Raw genomic sequence first — 19,286 nt, forward strand, 5'->3', positions numbered from 1 at the left:
CTCGCGAGCAAGAGCGAGACAAGGCGAAAACCGCTGAGGAAGCGGAATGTACGAGTGGTACATGAGCATTTCGAAGCGGTTTTTAACGCCGTATCGCCGCAGCGCAGCAGATCGTAAACAGGTTCTTAGACGCTGCCGCCCAGGCTCAGGGTATAGCCCAGGTCTACGACCGGATCGGCGTAACGCTGGCCGTGGATGCGGCCGAGCAAGCGTTGCGCCGCCAGCCGGCCGATCTCTTCGCGCGGAGTGGCCACGCTGGCCAGTCGCGGATGCAGCGCGGCGCCGATGTCCAGCGCGTTGAAGCCGGCGACGGCGATGCGTTGCGGCACCGCCATGCCCATGGCCTGGGCCTCCAGCAAGGCGCCGGCGGCGATGTCGTCGTTGGTGCAGAACACGCCGTCCAGGTCCGGCGCGGCGGCCAGGGCCTGGCGCAGCATTTCGCCGCCCAGCTGAAAGCTGGAATGCTGCTCGGTCTGTATTTCCATCGGCAGCAGCCCGGCTTGCTCCATCGCCGAGCGGTAGCCGGCGGCGCGCAGCCGGGTGCGGCGGTCGAGGCGGGCTGCCAGGTAGGCGATGCGCCGCTTGCCGCGCGCGATCATCGCCCGGGTCATGTCCTCGGCGGCGGCCTGATGGTCCAGGCCCACGGCCAGGTCTATGGGCTGGGACGGCAGCTCCATCACCTCCACCACCGGAATCGCCGCCACCTGCAACATGCGCAAGGTGCGTTCGGAGTGGACGGTTTCGCACAGGATCAGTCCGTCCACCTGGAAGGACAGCAGCTGCTCCACTTGCCGGGTTTCCTGTTCGACGTCGTAGCAGTAATGGCCGTACAGCGTATGGTAGCCGGCCTCGCGGGTCATGGATTCGACGCCGTGAACCAGGCTGGAGAACACCTGGTTGGACATCGACGGCAACAGCACGCCGATGGCGCGGCTCTTGGCGCGGGCCAGCAGGTCCGGCACCCGGTTCGGGATATAGCCCAATTGCTCCATCGCGCCGGCGATGCGCTGGCCGGTGGCGTCCGACACCAGGCTGGCGTTGCGCAGATAGCGGCTGACCGTCATCTTGGAGGTGCCTACCCGGTCGGCGATGTCCTGCAGCGACGGGCGGCGCGGCTTATCGCTCATGGCGCGGGCCCGGCAAGGCGGGAACGGGAGCGGCGGCTTCCGTGGACGGGGCGAACGGCGCGAAACAGGTCATGCGGGCATCGGGCTCCCAAGGCGGCGTGATCAGGCAGGGCAAGCCGCGATTGTAGACCGATTTCCGTCAAATGAGCTATGGCCAGTGGATGGCCGTGGCGGCCGCGCCAAGTTTTTTGGCATAAAACCGCGCTTGGGCGCCGGCGCGGCGCGCGCTAGTCCGCCGGCAAGCCCAGCAAGCGGCGCAGATTGTCGATCACCTGCTGGCGTCTGGCCTGTTCCAGCTGGTAGTCGCGGTCGGCGGCGGCGATGTCGGCCGCGCAGTGCGGGCAACAGGTTTCGTCGGGGTGGATGTATTGCTGGCACTGCCGGCACAGCGCCAGCTTGGTCGGCGGCCGGCCTTCGCGCGGCGCGGCCTTGCCCTTGTTCTTCCAGCTCAGGGCTATCACCTGGCCGCTGCGGCTGACGCGGCTGATCTCCTGGCCGCTGGCGATGTCCTCGGTGATCAGGTCGAAGCGTCCGACGGCGAAGGAGGCCGGCGCGGCGTCCTGCAGTTTGACGATGCGTTCGCGCAGGCCCTGTTTTTCCAGCTCCAGCGCGCGGTAATGGCAGTAGGGGTTGTTGCCGGGCTTGCCCAGCAGCGAGTGAGAGGTCCAGGTGCAGCCGCCGCGGCAGACGTCGTTGTAGTAGCAGCTTCGGCAATAGCCCCACAGATCGTCCACCGAGCGCAGGCGGCCGAAATGGATGCCCTCGCTATGGTGCCAGATGTCGTCCAGGCTCATGTCGCGCACATTGCCGCCGGAAAAGCCGACGGTGGCCAGCGAGGGACAGCCCTTGACGGTGCCGTCCGCCTCCAGCGCCAGCACGGTCTGGCCGGCGGCGCAGCCGCTCCAGTGTACCCGCTCGTCGCCGAAGCCGCGCCACAGCCGCTCGTAGGGACCGTAATAACCGATATTGTTGCCCACGTTCATCAGCAGGCCGCGCTCCACGCCCTCGCGGTAAAGCCGGGCCAGCAAGGGCATCAGCTCCAGCAGCTGGTAGGGCTGCAGCAGCAGCTCGTCGTGGTCCACCGCGTTGCCCATCGCCACCGTCAGCTGGATCTGCCAGTGGGTGGCGCCCAGTTCGATGATCTGGTCCATCAGCGCCGGCAAGTCAGGCATGGTGGCCGCGCCTATCTGGGTGTTGACGCTGACGGCGAGGCCGGCCGCCTTGGCGCGGCGCAAGGCGTCCACCGCCTTGTCGAAAGCGCCCGGCACATTGCGCACCTTGTCGTGCAGGGGGGGCAGACCGTCCAGCGACACGCCGACGCCGTTGAGGCCCGCGTCTATCGCCTGTTGCAGCCGGGCAGGGTTCAGATTGCGGCCGCCGGTCTGGATCGCGCAATACATGCCGTGGCCGCGGATGGCGCGGATCAACTGGGTCCAGTCCTTGCGCAGATAGGCTTCGCCGCCGATCAGGGTGATCTCGCGGGTGCCCAGCGCCGCCAGCGCGTCTATCACCTCCAGGCATTCGGCGGTGGACAGTTCGTTGGGGCGGCGATGGCCGGCGCGGGAGCCGCAGTGCAGGCATTTCAGGTCGCAGGCCAGCGTGATTTCCCAAACCACGTGCACCGGGACGTAGCGCTTGAAGTCTTCGTCGTCCAGATAGCGGGCCGGGCGGACGGCGGGGCGGTCATCGAGCATGGGCGGGTCCTTGAAAAGGGACGAGGAGCGCCCGAAGGGCGCTCCCGGACTGACTACGCGGCGTCGGTCAATGCCTGCCTTCAAGGCGGGCGATTTCAGCATGCAGCTGTTTCAGCGCGGCTTCGATATTGTCGTGCTGCTTCAGCTGCTCTTCCGCCTGGCCGGCCAGCGACTTCATCTGCGCCAGATTGTCGCTGGCGCGCGACTGCTGCAGCGCGGCGGCGTATAGCGGGATGGGGTGCGGGTAGGGCTTGCTGCCGGAGCGCTGCTCCGGGTGCAGGGCCGGCGCCTCGGTGACGATGGCGTGAGCGACGGTGTGCCAGGCGTCCTGGTAGAAGAAGCGATAGCTGGCGTGGCCGTCCTGCCAGTCCTGATCGAGGATGCCTTGCAGGTGGAAGGTTTCGGCGATCTGGCTATTGGGCGAACTGGGGCTGCCGTCCAGCGACAGCACGATGTGGTGCTCGGCCGACGGATCCAGCTTGGCCTGGCTGTAGTGTCCCCAGACATTGGCCTGGAACCGCAGCGGCGGATTGACGCTCTGGGTGATGCTGGCGTGGCCGCTGATCTTTTTCTGCGGCGTGTCGACCAGCAAATCCAGGGTCAGGACCGGCGCGCCCAGCACCGGTTGGGAGATGAGGTAACGGACATGGAACAATCCTGTTGCTGACATGGAGCACTCCTTGACGAATGGGAAGGAATCGGCGCGCGCGCCTGTTTATTTGCGGTCCAGCTTGGTGATTTCCGCCTTCAGCGCATCCAGTTCCTTGCGCAGTTGCGGCTGGGCGTCCAGCTGCTGTTTGGCGTAAGCGGCCAGGGTTTTCATATGGGCCAGGTCGCCGCTGGCGATGGCGCTTTGGATCGGCACGCCGTACAAGGCCATGATGGGCGGATTGGGCAGGATCACCGGGCCGGGTTCCAGCGGCAGCGGGAAATAGCGGGATTTCAGTTCCGGGTTCAGCTTGGCCGGCACATTGTCCACTTCCACCCATTTGGAGCCGTCGAGATAGCTGTAATTGGCGATGCCCTTTTTCCAGTCGTGGCTGAGCACCAGGTGCAATTTGAAGTTGGTGGTGTTGCCGTTGTGGCCTTGGGCGGAGATCAGAATGCGGCCCTCGTTGGTCGGCACCACGCCCAGGTAGGCGTATTGGCCGTGAACATGGGAGTGCAGGTTCAGCGGCGGGTGGAGGCTTTGGTTGACGATGTGGGCGCTGCCGGTCACCGAGTGGGTGGGGGGCGCCACCAGCAGGTTCAAGAGCAGCGTCGGAGCGCCTGCCAGATCGTTGCCGATGAGGTAGCTGACGGGAAACAAGCCGATGTCGGTTTGCGCGGTGTCTGACATAAATCCTCCGGATGATTAAGTGATGTCCAGGCGGCGAGCCGTTTCGGCCCGAGATGCCGCTGGAGCGGGGCGGGTGTTCAGGGGCCTGGAGGCTGTTCAAAGTCTCGCGAGTAGGAAGGAGGCAAGGCGAAAACAGCTGAGAAAGCGGATGTGCAAGCGCTACATCAGCATTTCTGAGGTGTGCTCACCGTGCTGCTGTCACGACGCGCGGCAGACGTTGAATCGCTTCTTAGCGCCGTTCCAGGCGGGAAATTTCCTGCTTCAGCTGATCGACGGCGGCGTGCAGGTCGCCGTATTGGCGCAAATGCTGTTCGCCTTGTTCCAGCAGGGTTTTCATCTGCGCCAGATTGCCTTCGGCAATCGCTTGGTGAATGGCTACGCCATAGGGCAGCGTTTGATGCGTGGGAAGATGGCTCATGAGTCGACCTGTTCCTTGGAACCTGTTTACGATCTGCTGTGCGTCGGCGATACCGCGTTAAAAACAAACTCAAAATGCTCATGTACCGTATGTACACTCCGCTTTTTCGCTTGTTTTCGCCTTGGCTCGCGAGATCGTAAACACGTTCTTCGCGCGGATTGACGGAATGGCGGACGGCAACGGGCCGACCGCAAAGGGCTGCCGGCCGAAGCCAGGCAGTATTTATCGGTGTAGCAGTTGGGGGCGGGGGCGGACTGTTCTTAAGGACTGTTTTTATGAAAAACAAATACTTAAGTGAAATTACCGAGCCGCTGGAACGCGGCCCGGAGCAAGGAGGGCGGGTTTAAAACCGGGTGGAGGGGCGGGCCAGATAGAACCATTCCTGGCCGCTTGGCGACTGGGGGTTGGGAAAGACGACGCGGCCGTCGTCCAGCGCCGTCACCGGGCTGCCGTCGGCGCGCCAGCCTATCGTTTCGCCGCGGCTCACCGGGTCGAAGCTGGCCCAGTCGCGGGCGAAGCGGTCGCCGTCGTCCAGCTTGTCCACCACCTCGTACAGGCTGAGCGCCTCCAGCGGGCCGGGGGCGGGCGGCGGCGCGTCTATCATGCCCAGGTGGGCCAGCGTGTTGACGACGGCCTGGTAGGCGACGCGCGGCGCGGCCGGGTCGCCGTGTTGGCCGCATTCCAGCGTCAGCGCCCAGCCGCCTTGCCGGCGCATGTACTCGGTGGTGCCGACGCCGTAGCGGGCGTCGCCGCCGGCGGTCTTGTCGCGGCGGCTGACGCCCAGCGCGTAAGTGGACAGCCAGCCGTCCACGACGCGGGACACGCCCAGCCGCTGCGCCAGCGCCTCTTCCCGCGCGGCCAGGGCGAAGGGTTCGAGTTCGCCGGCGTTGTCGCGCGGGCCGAGAAACACGAAGGGCTGGCCCTGGGACTGGAAGGAGTGCAGGTCCAGCAAGACCTCGTGCTCCGCCAGCAAGGGGCACAGCCAGTTGGCGACATGGTCTTCGAAATCGCCCGGCGCGTCGCGGGGCGCGAGATTGCGGTTCAGATTGCGCTCGCCGCCGCGCTGGCCCAGCTGGAAAGCCAGCGGGTTGACCACCGGAACCAGGGTCAGCCGACCGGCGCAGAGCGCCAGCGCGCCTTGTTCCAGCTCGGCCATCAGGCGGCGGATGGCCAGCGTGCCGCAGCCCTCGTTGCCGTGCACGGCGCCGGTGACGATCAGGCGCGGGCCGGCCCGCAAGCCCTGATAACGGTGGCTGGCGAAATGGGTCGGCCAGGCCGGGTTTATTTGAGCCATACGTCCTCGAAGTCGAAAGAGCCGTTGGGGTTCATCACGAAGCCCTGCACATTGTTGCGCAGCGGAATGTAAATGCGCGAATGGGCGATGGTGATCCAGGGGCGCTCGTATTTGAAAATCTCCTGGGCTTTCAAATAGTACTGGGCGCGCTGCTTCTGCTCGGTGGCTTGCCGGCCGAGCAGCAGCAGCTGGTCGAACTCCTGATTGCAGAAGCGTTGGCCGCCCTTGCTGACGCTGCAGGACAGGGCGTTCCACAGGAAGTCGTCCGGATCGCCGGAGTTGCTGGTCAGGCCGGACATGTAGACGTCGTGTTCGCCGGCGGCGGCGCGCTTCAGGTATTCGCCCCATTCGTAGGAGCGGATATTGGCCTTGACGCCGATCTTGGCCCAGTCCTGCTGGATCATTTGCGCCATCAGCTTGCCGTTGGGATTGGTGGGGCGCTGCACCGGCAGCGCCCACAGATCGACGGTGAAGCCGTTGGGATAGCCCGCCTGAGCCAGCAGCGCCTTGGCTTTGACCGGATTGTATTCGTTTCGGGTTTTGGGGTTCCAGCTCCAGGTGGACGGCGGATAGGGATTGACCGCCTGGGTGGCGCCGCCCTTGGGGAACATCGCCTTGAACAGGGCGTCGCGGTTGATGGCGATGTCCAGCGCCACGCGCGCTTCGCGCTTGGCGAATTGCGGCCGCTTCAGATTGTAGGCCAGATAGGAAATGTTGCTGGCGCCGGTGGCGGCGATCTTGATGTTCTTATCTGTGCTCAGGGCGTCCAGATCGGATTCGCGCACCGCGGCGGCCACCTGGCATTCATTCGCTTTCAGTTTCTGGATGCGCACTTGCGGGTCGGTGACGATGGCGAAGATCAGGCTGCGGGTTTTCTGCTGCGGGCCCCAGTATTCGGGATTGGCCTCGTAACGCACGGTCGAGTCCTTGGCGTAGCTCTTGAAGCGGTAGGGACCGGTGCCTATGGGCAGCAGATTGATCTGGGCGGGCTTGCCGGCCTGCAGCAACTGTTGGGCGTACTCCGCCGACTGCATGCCGGCGAAGCCCATCGCGAAGAAGGTCAGGAAGGTGGCGTTGCGCTCCTTCAGCCGGATCTTGACGGTGTGCGGGTCCAGCTTCTGCACCGAGGCTATCAGCTTGACCAGGCCGTAACCGTCCGGGCCGGTCAGCGGGGTCTTGAAGGCCTGGTTGAACGGCAGGTCGGGCTGGATCCAGCGATTGACGGTGAAGACCACGTCGTCGGCGGAGAAGTCGCGGCTGGGCTTGAAGTAATCGGTTTGATGGAATTTGACGCCGCGGCGCAGCTTGAAGGTGTACTCCAGTCCGTTCGCCGACACGCTCCAGCTTTCCGCCAGCCCCGGGCGCAGCGCCACGCCGCCGCGCTTGAATTCGGTCAGCCCCTGGAAGACGGGCTTGACGATGTTGTAGGTGGAGGCGGTGTCCCACATCGCGGGGTCGAAGCCTTCCGGTGCGGCTTCCGCGCAAAAGACCAGCGGCTTGGCCGCCAGCGCGGCGGCGGGCAAGGCGCCGGCCAGCAGCAGGGAAAGGGAGAGGATCGATTTTGTCATTTACGCTATCCTGAGTTCTTGTTCGCGGCGAGCGAATTGTCCGTCATACACCGCTGTCGGTCCAAGGTCTTGGCAAATGGTTCCCGAAAGCGGACGCCGACCTCGCGGTTTGGCGGACTTTGCGAGGGGGCGGAGATGAAGGGATCGAGGGTGATCGTCGTCGGCGCCGGCGTGATCGGTCTGTGCAGCGCGTGGCGGCTGGCGCGGGCGGGCTGGTCGGTCACGGTGCTGGAGCGGCGCGCAGAAGCGGCGGCCGGCGCCAGCCACGCCAACGGCGGCCAGCTAAGCTACAGCTATGTCGCGCCGCTGGCCGACGCCGGGGTGCCGGCCAAGGCGCTGGCCTGGCTGCTGAGCGCTGACGCGCCTATGCGCTTGAGCCTGCGTTGGGACGCCGACCAATGGCGCTGGCTGTGGCGTTTTTACCGCGCCTGCAACGGCGAAGCCCATCGCGCCGGCGCCGCCCAGCTGTGGCGTTTGGCGCAAGACAGCCGGCTCTTGCTGGAAGGCTTGCGCGCGGAGGGACTGGACGGCTTTGACTGGCGGCGCAACGGCAAGCTGGTGCTGTACCGCGGCGCGGCGGCGCTGGAGCATGCGCGCCGGGGCGCGGCGGTCTTGAGCGAACTGGGCGCGCGCCAGCGCTTGCTGGACGCGGACGGCTGCCGCGAACTGGAGCCGGCCTTGAGCGGGCTGAGCGGGCCGCTGGCCGGCGGGGTGCACACGCCGGACGAGGAGGTGGCGGACTGCCGGCTGTTCTGCCTTGCCCTGCAGCGGAGGATGCTCGACGAGGGCCTGGACGTGGAGTTCCGCTTCGGCGAGGACGTTGGCGGTTTCGAGCTGGCCCAGGGGCGGGTGCGGCAAGTCTTGCTGCCCGGAGAGGCTTTGTCTTGCCGGCATCTGGTGCTGGCCGCCGGCGTCGGCGGCGCGGCGCTGGCGCGCAAGCTGGGCCTGCGGCTGTCGCTCTACCCCTTGAAGGGATACAGCCTGGACATGCCGGCGGGAGACTGCGCGCCGATCCTCAGCGTCACCGATTTCGAGCGCAAGACCTTGTACGCGCCGATAGGCGGACGGCTGCGGGTCGCCGCGGCGGCGGACCTGGTCGGCTACGATGAAAGCCCGGATCCGCGGCGCGTGGCCGGCTTGCGCAGGCAAGTGGAGCGGGACTGGCCGCGGGCGGGCCGCTTGGAACAGGCGGCGGAATGGGCCGGCTTAAGGCCGGCCACGCCGGACGGCGTGCCCGTGATAGGACGCGCGCGCGGAGGGCCGGCCAATCTCTGGCTGAACCTTGGACACGGCGCCTTGGGCTTTACCTTGGCCTTGGGCAGCGCCGAGCGGCTGGCGCGGGAGATGGCCGAAGTATGAAGGAAGGGAGCGGGGCGAGCATGAAAGCGGTCATAGGCGTGGAGGAGTTGGTGGCGCATCCGGAGTATTTGTCGATAGCGGATCTAGACGGGGTGAAACTGGACCTGCGCTATGCCTGCGCCAATAATTTCGTGGGACGCAATCTGTACGGCGACGCTGCGCCGGCGTTGTTGCACCGCCGCGCCGCCGAGCGCCTGGCCATGGCCGCGCGCGAGCTGCGCCGGCAGCGGCCCGGTTTCAGTCTGCTGGTGTTCGACGCGCTGCGGCCGGGAAGGGTGCAGCGGGTGTTGTGGGACATCGTCAAGGACACCCCGCAGCGCATCTACGTCGCCGATCCGGCGCGCGGCTCGATTCACAGCTTCGGCATGGCGGTGGACCTGAGCGTGGAGGACGACGGCGGGCGCGAGCTGGACATGGGCACCGGCTTCGACGACTTCACCGAGCTGGCGCAGCCGCAGCGAGAGACGGAACTGCGGCAGGCCGGGAGGCTGGGCGAGGCGCAGCTGGCCAATCGCCTGCTGCTGCGCCATTGCATGAGCCAGGCCGGCTTCAGCGGCATCGCCACCGAATGGTGGCACTTCGAGGCGGCGGATCGCGACTGGGTGCGCGCCCACATGCTGCTGATCGAATAAGAGGGCGCCCATGTGCCCGTTGAGCATCCCGCTTTCTCCGTGGTTTTCGCCTTGTCTCGTTTTTGCTCGCGGGGCTTTGAGCGGGCGCTAATGCCGCCGCGCCGGCGGCTTTATGCCCGGCAGGCATTTAGCAAACGGCGGGTTTTCAGGCAATATGGCCGCTGGTCTTATCCTTAGAAGCACCCGCAGAGACTCTCCAATGGCATCCGACAATACCGAACAAGCCTGTTGGCACCCGGAAACCCAGGCAATCCGCGGCGGCCGCGAAATCAGCGAATATCGCGAACACAGCCAAAGCCTGCATCTGACTTCCAGCTTCACCTACGATTCGGCGGAACAGGCCGCGGCCATGTTCCTGGGCGAACTGGACGGCTACACCTATTCCCGCTTCACCAATCCCACCGTCGCCGCCTTTCAGCAGCGGCTGGCGCTGATGGAGGGCGGCGAGCGCGCCATTGCCACCGCCACCGGCATGGCGGCGATCCAGGTCATCATGATGAGCCTGCTCAAGGCGGGCGACCACATCCTGTCCTCGCAGAGCCTGTTCGGTTCCACCACCAATCTGTTCGCCGGCCTGCTGGCGAAGTTCGGCGTGGAAACCACCTTCGTCGACGCCACCGATCTGCAAGCCTGGCGCGACGGGATGCGGCCCAATACCCGCTTGTTGTTTCTGGAGACGCCGTCCAATCCCCTGACGGAAATCGCCGACATCGCCGCCATCGCCCAGATCGCGCATCAGCGCGACGCCTTGCTGGTGGTGGACAACAGCTTCTGTTCGCCCGCCTTGCAGCAGCCCTTGAAGCTGGGAGCCGATCTGGTGATGCATTCCGCCACCAAATACCTGGACGGGCACGGCCGGGTGATGGGCGGCGCGGTGGTGGGCGGCGACGCGTTGATCGAGCAGATCTACCTGCACGTGCGCACCGCCGGGCCCACGCTGGCGCCGTTCAACGCCTGGGCGCTGCTCTCCGGCATGGAAACCCTGCACTTGCGGATGGAAAAACACAGCGCCAACGCGCTGGAACTGGCGCGCTGGCTGGAGGCGCAGCCGGCGGTGGAGCGGGTGTTCTACCCGGGACTGGCCAGCCATCCGCAATACGAGTTGGCTTTGCGCCAGCAAAACGGCGGCGGCGCGGTGGTGTCCTTCGTAGTCAAGGGCGGCAGGGCGGAAGCCTGGCGGGTGGTGGACCGGGTCCAGCTGATTTCCCGCACCGCCAATCTGGGTGACGTCAAATCCACCATCACCCATCCGGCGTCCACCACCCACGCCCGCATCACGCCGGAAGCCAGGGCCAAGGCCGGCATCGTGGAAGGCCTGTTGCGGGTGGCGGTGGGCTTGGAGCATGTCGAGGACCTGAAGCGGGATTTGGCGCGCGGCCTTGACTAAACGCTTTCAACATGTGTTTCATTCAAACGGCAGTCTAAAATCAAGACTGCCGCTTTTGTTGCCGCCCTGAGAGTTTGGCCCGAGCGCTGTCGAGACATGTCTTGACATTCATCAAATTAAAACGTAAGTTTGAAACGCTTGTTCGAAAGCTGAAATGAGCAAGACCATAAAACCAGCAAATACAAAAAAGGCACTGGAGAACATGGAAGCAAGCCGCCCCGATACCGCCACCCGCATTCTGGACGTTGCAGAACGCTTGTTTGTGGAGCACGGTTTCGAAGCGACCTCGCTGCGCATGATCACCCAGCAAGCCGAGGTAAACCTGGCCGCGGTGAATTACCACTTTGGCTCCAAGGACGCGTTGTTCGAGTCCGTGTTCATGCGCAGGCTGGCCCCGTTGATAGCGGACTGCCTAGCGGAACTGGACAAGCTGGAGGCGGAGGCCTCGGAGGAGAAACTCGCAGTGGAAGGCCTGGTGCTGTCGTTCATACGGCCCTGCCTGTCGCTGTCCAAGGACCCGTCGCGCGGCGGGGCGATGTTCGTGCGCCTGTTGTCGCGCACCTTGGTGGAAAACCATCGTCTGTTGCGCGAAACCATCTCCCAGCAGTACAGCGTGTTCGTCCAGCGTTACAGTCGCGCGTTTCAGCGCGCCTTGCCCTTGCTGGACACGGAGCAGTTGGCCTGGAGAATGCATCTTGCGTTCAGCGTCATGTTCAATGCCTTCGCGGGCAACGACGTGCTGAAGATCTTCACGCGCAGTCAGATCGTCAGCGCCCGGGATCCGGACATGATCGTCAAATACCTCGTGCCCTTTGTCATGGCTGGCCTGGTCGCGCCCATGGAAGGCTGATTCCGGAGCGCAGGGCAGGACGCGCCGATCCCAGGTCGCGTCCCTTGCTGTTGCCGCCGGAATGGAAGGGTCAACACGAGGGTAAAACAAAATGATATCTGCCGTTGTTCTGGTCGTGCTGCTGGGCGCGCTGGCGTATTTCCGCGCGCCTGTTCTGGCCTGGACCGTGGGGCTTGCCGCCTGGCTCGCCGCGCTCCAGTTCGTCTTCCATTGCCCGCTGCCGCCGGCGGCCTGGGCTGTTTTCGCGGTGGTCGCCGCGGTTCTCAATCTTCCGCCGCTGCGCCGCGCCGTGTTCACCGGTCCGGTATTCGGCGTGTTCAAGAAAATCACGCCGGCGATGTCCCAGACCGAGCAGGAAGCCATCAACGCCGGCACGGTGTGGTGGGATCGCGACCTGTTTTCCGGCAAGCCGGACTGGAACCGTCTGCTGTCCTTCCCCGATCCCAAGCTGACGCCGGAAGAGCAGGCCTTCATCGACGGCCCCACCGAGCAGCTGTGCGCGATGATCGACGACTGGAAGATCACCCACGAGCTGAAGGACCTGCCGCCGGAAGTGTGGCAGTTCATCAAGGACAACGGCTTCCTGGGCATGATCGTCAAGAAGCGCTACGGCGGCCTGGAATTCTCCAATTACGCCCACGCCAAGGTGGTTACCAAGATCGCCACCCGCGGCGGCACCGCCGCGGTGTCGGTGATGGTGCCCAACTCCTTGGGGCCGGGCGAATTGCTGCAGCACTACGGCACCGAGGAGCAGAAGGACTACTATCTGCCGCGCCTGGCCAAGGGCCTGGAAATTCCGTGCTTTGCGCTGACCAGCCCTTACGCGGGCTCGGACGCCGGCAGCATTCCCGACTACGGCATCGTCTGCCGCGGCTCTTACACCCATCCGCGCACCGGCGAGCGTTTCGAAAACGTGCTCGGCCTGCGCGTCAGCTGGGAAAAGCGCTGGATCACCCTGGCGCCGGTAGCCACCATCCTGGGCCTGGCGTTCAAGATGTACGATCCCGAGCACCTGCTGGGCGATAAAGAGGACTTGGGCATCACCTGCGCGTTGGTGCCCACCGAACACGAGGGCGTGGCTATCGGCCGCCGTCATTTCCCCGGCGGCGCCGCCTTCATGAACGGCCCGACCTGGGGCAAGGACGTGTTCATTCCGCTGGACTGGATCATCGGCGGCCGCGAGTTCGCCGGCCAGGGCTGGCGCATGCTGGTTGAGTGCCTGTCGGTGGGGCGTTGCATCTCCCTGCCTGCGATGTCGGTGGCTTCCGGCAAGATGAGCACCTTCGTCACCGGCGCTTACGCGCGCATCCGCGACCAGTTCGGTCTGCCCATCGGCAAGTTCGAGGGCGTGGACGAGGCGATGGCGCGCATCGGCGGCTACACCTATCAGATGGAGGCCTCGCAGGATCTGGCGCTGACCGGCCTCGATACCGGCGAGAAGCCGTCGGTGCTGTCGGCCATCCTCAAGTACCACAACACCGAGCGCATGCGCAAAGCCATCAACGACGCGATGGACATCCATGGCGGCAAGGCCGTGGTGCTGGGGCCGCGCAACTATCTGGCGCGCGCCTACCAGGCGATCCCGATCGGCATCACCGTGGAAGGCGCCAACATCCTGACTCGTTCGATGATCATTTACGGCCAGGGCGCGATCCGCTGCCATCCCTTCGTGCTGCGCGAGATGAAAGCGGCGATGGCCAATGACGGCAAAGAGTTCGACGTCGCCATCACCGGTCATATCAACTTCGTGATCAGCAATGTGGTCCGCTCGCTGTGGCTGGGTCTCAGCGGCGCCCGTTTCGCCGGCGCGCCGCGCGGCGGCGAGGTGGGCGCTTACTACCGACGGCTGACTCGTTTCTCCAGCGCTTTCGCCTTGCTGTCCGACATGGCGATGTTCAGCCTGGGCGGCAGCCTGAAGTTCCGCGAGAAACTGTCCGCGCGTTTGGGCGACATGCTGTCCGGCCTCTACATCGCCTCCGCCTGCCTGAAGCGCTTCGAGCGCGACGGCGCGCCCAAGGAAGACCTGGCGGTGCTGCAGTGGTCGGTGGAAAACGCCTTGTACGACGTGCAGCAGGCGATGGACGGCTTCCTGGCCAACCTGCCCAGTCGCATGCTGGCGGCGGTGCTGCGCAAGCTGATCTTCCCGTGGGGCCTGACCTTGAAGCCGGCGTCCGATCGCGTCGGCACCCAGGTGGCGCGCGCGATGATGGAGCCGGGCGCAACGCGCGAACGGCTGACGCGCGGCATGTATCTGCCGAAAGAAGAGGGCGACGCCGTGGGCGTGCTGGCCCACGCGCTGGAAGCGGTGCTGGCCACCGAGCCGCTGGAGCAGAAGCTGCGCAAGCTGGCGCGCGACGGCAAGTTCGTCTCAGTGACCGCGCGCGAGCGCCTGGCGGAAGCCTTGGCGGCCGGCTTGCTCACCCAGGCCGAGTTCGACGCCGTCAGCCGCGCGCGCAAGCTCAAGCGCGACGTGATCATGGTCGACGATTTCGACAAGATGCTGGAGCAACATGACGACAAGCTGCTGCAACGCTTGATCTTCTGAGCATAAGGGGTAAGATTTGCCGGGATTCGTCCCGTGCATTTCACGCCAGCGGCTGCTGTGGCGGCCGCTGGCGTGAAATGATGAAAAGTCGCCAAGGCCGAGCGACGAACAAGAACAAAGGAGTGAGCATGGACCGCCCTGAAGTCCGGATTCCCACGTTGCGCGTGCGCGCGCTGCCGACCAGCACCAACGCTTACGGCCGAGTCCAGGCCGGTTGGCTGATGAATCAGATCGACATGGCCGGTAGTCTTGACGCCGAGCGTTTGTCGCGCGGCCCGGTGACCACGGTGGCGGTCAATACCTTCCAATTCGCCGCGCCCATCCTGTTGGGCGACGTGGTGGACCTTTATGTGGAACGGCTGCGAATCGGCCAGAAATCCATCACCCTGAAAATCACCGTGGAAGCGGAGCGCATCGACGGCTCGCATGAGGCGATCACCGAGGTGGTCGCCACCTATGTGGCGGTGGATTGCGATGGAAAATCGCGTCTTTTGGGCGATATTTAGCCTAATTCAATGCTTTTTTGCGTGCTTGTTGCAGAAATGTCTCATTAAACGTTTGTTTGGAACAAACACTCCAAAACCTTGTGGAATTGCTCTAATTCTCTGGTAGCATCAAATATGACCAGTGCTTGTTATTGGTCGTCTAATACCTAAGAACACTTATATATAGCAAAGCCAAAGAGAGAGGGAGAACATGAAACTCAAGCACCTCAGCCTGTCCGTGATGGTCATGGGCGCAACATTCGGTCTAATGTCCACCCAGGCCGTGGCCTCGGGTTATCAGTTTGGTTCGCAGAGCGTGTCCGGCCAGGGCACCGCGCACGCCAACGGCGCCGAAGCCAACGATCCTTCCACTATTTTCGCCAACCCGGCCGGTCTGTCCCGGCTGGAGGGCACCCAGTTTTCCGGCGGCGCGACCCTGGTGGTGCCGCACTCCGAATACACCGACAACGGTTCGACGAGGGCTGTGTTGATTCCTGGCTCCACCGCCCAGCCGACTGGCGGCAGCAATGGCGGCTCTTTCGCGCCCAAGGCCGTGGCGGCACCCAACTTCTACCTGTCGCATAAACTGAACGACAAGATCAATCTGGGGCTGGGTATGTTTGTGCCCTATGGCGCCAAGTTGGACTATGGCTTCGACTGGGCAGGCCGTTATGCCTTGAAGAGCGTGAATCTGCAGTCGATCAATATCAACCCGTCGATGTCGTTCAAACTGGATGATCGTCATTCCTTTGGTTTTGGCCTTTCCGCACAATATATGACTGCGTCGTTGGATCAGATGGCGGATGCAACGACGGGTGTGAACGCTCGTATTTTCCAGACTGCGTATCAGCAGGCATTGACAGGCGGGGCCTCCCAGGCGGTGGCGCTGGCGCAGGCGCGAGCTGCAGTTGGCGCTGCGAGGGTTAATGGGGATGGCTTGGCTCATGTGGAGGGCAGCGACTGGGGTTTTGGCTGGAACATCGGTTATATGTTCCAATTGAATGAAAACACTCGTTTTGGCTTAGCGTATCGTTCCAGCATCAAACAGTCTTTGAGCGGCTCGTCCACCTGGACATTTAACAATGTCACCAATAGCGCTATCCCTGGTCTGCCGCAGAATGGAGCTGGCGCAGTGGCCAAGAGCAAGCACCCGGACGCTTCGGCAAAAGTGGATGTGACAACGCCGGAAACCGCATCCGCTAACTTTTTCCATCAGCTGAATCCGAGGTGGGCGGTGATGGGCGATGTGACCTGGGTCGCCAACTCGCAGATGAAGGACATCGTGATCCAGCAGTCCACGGTGGGTGGCGTCGCTCAGGGTGATATGGTGATTCATCAGAACTGGCGTGATACTTGGCGCGTGTCTCTGGGCGCCAACTACCAGTACAGCGATACTTGGCTGTTCCGTGGCGGCGTAGCCTGGGAGCAGTCGCCGTTGCAGTCCGACAATGATCGCCACCCGGCTTTGCCGGACAGCGATCGTCTGTGGCTGTCGTTGGGCGCCAACTACAAGATCAACAAGCAAAGCTCGATCGACGTTGCCTACAGCTTCATCAATTTCGCTAACGCCAACGTTAATTACACGGATACTTGTAACCCCAGCGGCCAGATGTCTAATGGCCAGCTGTGCACCGGCAACGGCGGCACGGTGAAAGGCAGCTACAAGACCTATCTGCAACTGATCGGTCTGCAGTACAACTATCGGTTTTAATTGAATCGGCGCCGTCGGGCGCGCGGATTTCGGGTCGGGCGGGCGCCGTGGCGCTCGCCCGGTTTTTGCGTTTGCGGCGCTCCGGTTTTTCCGCTTGTTTTCTCCCTCAATTTTTCCACGTACCCCCTGTTTTTTTGCCCAAATTGGGTTAGACTTATTTGGGAGAAAAGCGAGTGTTTGATATTTTTCAATACAGGCTTTTTCCAGCTGCGCTTGAGCCGCCGCCAGAGTGGCTGCCGGCGCGGTTTTTCAGTAGATTGACGGATGTCCGCGGCGATGGGGCGACTTCTCCAGCGCCAGGCTTCCGGACGGGCCGGGCTTCACCATAATCACTTCCCGGCCGGTCAAGTTGTGCCGGCTGCAGCGGCGGCGCGCCGCCGACTCAGCGCAAGGACGAACAACGCCCGTCCTTGAAGCAGGCTGAGCAGGCGAGAGGGGCCTGTCTCATGTTGTGTTTCAACAAAACGAGGAAACCATGTCTCAAACCAAGTTCAACGTACGCAAGGTAGCCGTGCTAGGCGCTGGCGTGATGGGGGCTCAAATCGCCGCCCATCTGGTGAATGCCAAAGTTCCGACCATCCTGTTCGACTTGCCCGCCAAGGAAGGCGACAAGAACGGCATCGTGCTCAAGGCGCTGGAAGGCTTGAAAAAGCAGAAGCCGGCCCCCTTGGCCAACAAGGATGCCGTCAACCACATTCAGCCGGCCAACTACGACGACCACCTGCACCTCTTGAAGGATTGCGACTTGGTGATCGAAGCCATCGCCGAACGCATGGACTGGAAGGCGGACCTGTACCACAAAGTGGCGCCGCATCTGGGCGAGCACACCATTTTCGCCACCAATACTTCCGGCTTGTCGATCAATACGCTGGCGCAAAGCTGCCCGGACAATGTGCGTCCGCGTTTCTGCGGCGTGCACTTCTTCAATCCGCCGCGCTATATGCATCTGGTGGAAATCATCCCCTGCCTGACCTCGGACGCGCACATTCTGGATAATCTGGAGCGCTTCCTGGTGTCCAGCCTGGGCAAGGGCGTGGTGCGCGCCAAGGATACCCCCAACTTCGTCGCCAACCGCATCGGCGTATTCTCGATGCTGGCCACCATCGCCAACGCCGACAAGTTCGGCATTCGCTTCGACGTGGTGGACGATCTGACCGGTCCGCGTCTGGGCCGTCCCAAGTCGGCCACTTTCCGCACCGCCGACGTGGTGGGCCTGGACACCTTCGCCCACGTGGTCAAAACCATGCAGGACACCCTGCCGCAAGATCCGTGGCACGGCCTGTTCCAGACTCCGGAATGGATGCAGAAGCTGATCGCCGCCGGCGCGCTGGGCGCCAAGACCAAGGCCGGCATCTATAAGAAAGACGGCAAGCGCATGCTGGTGCTGGACCCGGCCAAGGGCGAGTACGTCGGCTCCGGCGAGAAGGGCGACGACGCGGTCAAGGAAATTTTGAAGATCGCCAATCCGGCGGAAAAATTCCAGAAACTGCGCGAGAGCAGCCATCCGCAGGCGCAATTCCTGTGGGCGTGTTTCCGCGACGTGTTCCATTACATCTCCCACCATCTGGCCGATATCGCCAACTGCGCGCGCGACGTCGACTTCGCCATCCGCTGGGGCTTCGGCTGGAGCGTGGGTCCGTTTGAGACCTGGCAGGCCGCCGGCTGGCAGCAAGTGGCCAAGTGGCTGGACGAGGACGTGAAGGCCGGCAAGGCGCTGAGCGCCGCCGCGCTGCCGGCCTGGGTGCTGCAGGGCGATCGCGCCGGCGTGCATTTCGCCGAAGGCTCTTACGATCCGGCCGGCAACAAGCTGGTGGGCCGTTCCGCGCTGGACGTGTACCAGCGTCAGCTGGCGCCGGCCAAGGTGCTGGGCGAGGCGTCCGCGCCCTTGGGCGAGACCGTGTTCGAGAACGAGGGCGTGCGCGCCTTCACCACCGGCGACGAAGTGCTGGTGGTGTCGTTCAAGTCCAAAGCGCACGCGATCGGTCCTGCCGTGATCGAAGGCCTGAACAAAGCCGTCGACATCGCCGAAGACCGCTTCAAGGGCCTGGTGATCTGGCAGACCGAGGAGCCGTTCTCCGTCGGCGCCGACCTGCAGTCTATGATGCCGGCCTTCATGATGGGCGATTGGGACGCGATCGACGCGACGGTGCGCCGCTTCCAGGAAACCTCGATGCGCCTGCGCTACTGCCAGGTGCCGACGGTGGCCGCGACCCAGGGCTATGTGTTCGGCGGCGGTTGCGAGTTCGCGATGCATTGCGACAAGACCGTGGCGGCGCTGGAGTCCTACGTCGGCCTGGTGGAAGTGGGCGTCGGCCTGCTGCCGGGCGGCGGCGGCTGCAAGGAGTTCGCGCTGCGCGCCGCTCAGGAAGCGCGCGGCGACGTACTGGCCGCGCTGAAGGATTACTTCATGGCCATCGCCACCGCCAAAGTGGCCACCAGCGGTTTCGAGGCGCAGGAAATCGGCTTCTTCCGCAACGGCGACCCGGTGGTGTTCAACGCCTACGAGTTGTTGCACGTGGCCAAGCAGCAGGCGATCGCGCTGGCCGAAGCCGGCTATCGCCCGCCGCTCAAGGTCAAGGGCTTCCCGGTGGCCGGCCGCAGCGGCGCCGCGTCGATCAAGGGCCAGTTGGTGAACATGCTGGAAGGCAACTTCATTTCCAAGCATGACTTCTTCATCGCCGGCCTGATCGCCGACGTGATGACCGGCGGCGACGTTGAGGCCGGCACTCTGGTCAACGAGCAATGGATTCTGGACCTGGAGCGCAAGGCCTTCATGACCTTGCTGAAAAACTCCAAGACTCAGGACCGTATCGCCAATATGTTGACCACCGGCAAGCCGCTGCGCAACTAAGTGCTTGGGGATGATTCTGCTGCGCG

15 protein-coding genes are annotated in these 19,286 nt (G+C 63.9%); 8 read left to right on the top strand and 7 right to left on the bottom strand.

Translation table 11 applies throughout. The features are described from left to right. Positions 1-125 precede the first annotated feature (125 nt). From VK98_RS13105 to VK98_RS13135, 7 genes are all read right to left on the bottom strand, one after another. On the bottom strand, positions 126-1,127 hold the full coding sequence (locus VK98_RS13105) for a substrate-binding domain-containing protein (protein WP_048414464.1): 1,002 nt from the start codon (positions 1,125-1,127) through the stop codon (positions 126-128). A 227-nt stretch (positions 1,128-1,354) separates the two neighbouring features. Beyond that, complete coding sequence (locus tag VK98_RS13110; protein WP_048414465.1) at positions 1,355-2,821, bottom strand: GDL motif peptide-associated radical SAM/SPASM maturase; 1,467 nt, start codon at positions 2,819-2,821, stop codon at positions 1,355-1,357. A gap of 67 nt (positions 2,822-2,888) precedes the next feature. Next, positions 2,889-3,491, bottom strand: a complete 603-nt coding sequence (locus VK98_RS13115; protein ID WP_048414466.1) for a DUF1842 domain-containing protein — start codon at positions 3,489-3,491, stop codon at positions 2,889-2,891. A gap of 45 nt (positions 3,492-3,536) precedes the next feature. Further along, positions 3,537-4,160 carry a DUF1842 domain-containing protein gene (locus VK98_RS13120; RefSeq protein ID WP_048414467.1) on the bottom strand — a complete coding sequence of 208 codons (624 nt, stop codon included), beginning with the start codon at positions 4,158-4,160 and terminating at the stop codon, positions 3,537-3,539. A 229-nt stretch (positions 4,161-4,389) separates the two neighbouring features. Next, the gene (locus VK98_RS13125; protein ID WP_043590571.1) at positions 4,390-4,578 is read right to left on the bottom strand and encodes a DUF1843 domain-containing protein; all 189 of its coding nucleotides are present in this window, start codon (positions 4,576-4,578) and stop codon (positions 4,390-4,392) included. Between the two features lie 343 nt (positions 4,579-4,921). Continuing rightward, the gene (locus tag VK98_RS13130; protein WP_048414468.1) at positions 4,922-5,872 is read right to left on the bottom strand and encodes a succinylglutamate desuccinylase/aspartoacylase family protein; all 951 of its coding nucleotides are present in this window, start codon (positions 5,870-5,872) and stop codon (positions 4,922-4,924) included. Beyond that, positions 5,860-7,440 (bottom strand): ABC transporter substrate-binding protein, encoded by a 1,581-nt coding sequence (locus VK98_RS13135; RefSeq protein WP_048414469.1) that lies wholly within the window; start codon positions 7,438-7,440, stop codon positions 5,860-5,862. Before VK98_RS13135 ends, VK98_RS13130 begins: the two co-directional genes overlap by 13 nt. Positions 7,441-7,575: 135 nt before the next feature. Here VK98_RS13135 and VK98_RS13140 point away from each other — a divergent pair, with 135 nt between their 5' ends. The 8 genes from VK98_RS13140 (at position 7,576) to VK98_RS13175 (ending at position 19,260) form a co-directional block, all read left to right on the top strand. Beyond that, positions 7,576-8,799 (top strand): D-amino acid dehydrogenase, encoded by a 1,224-nt coding sequence (locus VK98_RS13140; RefSeq protein ID WP_048414470.1) that lies wholly within the window; start codon positions 7,576-7,578, stop codon positions 8,797-8,799. A 20-nt stretch (positions 8,800-8,819) separates the two neighbouring features. After that, a complete protein-coding gene (locus VK98_RS13145) occupies positions 8,820-9,431 on the top strand; it encodes a M15 family metallopeptidase (protein ID WP_048414471.1) in 612 nt (203 codons plus the stop codon). A 199-nt stretch (positions 9,432-9,630) separates the two neighbouring features. After that, positions 9,631-10,818, top strand: coding sequence for an O-succinylhomoserine sulfhydrylase (locus VK98_RS13150; RefSeq protein ID WP_048414472.1), 1,188 nt, complete (start codon positions 9,631-9,633; stop codon positions 10,816-10,818). Positions 10,819-11,020: 202 nt separating this feature from the next. Then, a complete protein-coding gene (locus tag VK98_RS13155) occupies positions 11,021-11,668 on the top strand; it encodes a TetR/AcrR family transcriptional regulator (protein WP_048414473.1) in 648 nt (215 codons plus the stop codon). A gap of 91 nt (positions 11,669-11,759) precedes the next feature. After that, a complete protein-coding gene (locus VK98_RS13160; RefSeq protein ID WP_048414474.1) occupies positions 11,760-14,213 on the top strand; it encodes an acyl-CoA dehydrogenase in 2,454 nt (817 codons plus the stop codon). A gap of 128 nt (positions 14,214-14,341) precedes the next feature. Further along, positions 14,342-14,719 (top strand): acyl-CoA thioesterase, encoded by a 378-nt coding sequence (locus tag VK98_RS13165; protein ID WP_019102937.1) that lies wholly within the window; start codon positions 14,342-14,344, stop codon positions 14,717-14,719. Between the two features lie 190 nt (positions 14,720-14,909). Next, positions 14,910-16,409, top strand: coding sequence for an OmpP1/FadL family transporter (locus tag VK98_RS13170; RefSeq protein WP_048414475.1), 1,500 nt, complete (start codon positions 14,910-14,912; stop codon positions 16,407-16,409). Between the two features lie 475 nt (positions 16,410-16,884). Next, on the top strand, positions 16,885-19,260 hold the full coding sequence (locus VK98_RS13175) for a 3-hydroxyacyl-CoA dehydrogenase/enoyl-CoA hydratase family protein (RefSeq protein ID WP_048414476.1): 2,376 nt from the start codon (positions 16,885-16,887) through the stop codon (positions 19,258-19,260). The last annotated feature ends 26 nt before the right edge of the window (positions 19,261-19,286 follow it).

The organism is Chromobacterium sp. LK11 (assembly GCF_001043705.1).
Lineage (GTDB): Bacteria > Pseudomonadota > Gammaproteobacteria > Burkholderiales > Chromobacteriaceae > Chromobacterium > Chromobacterium alkanivorans.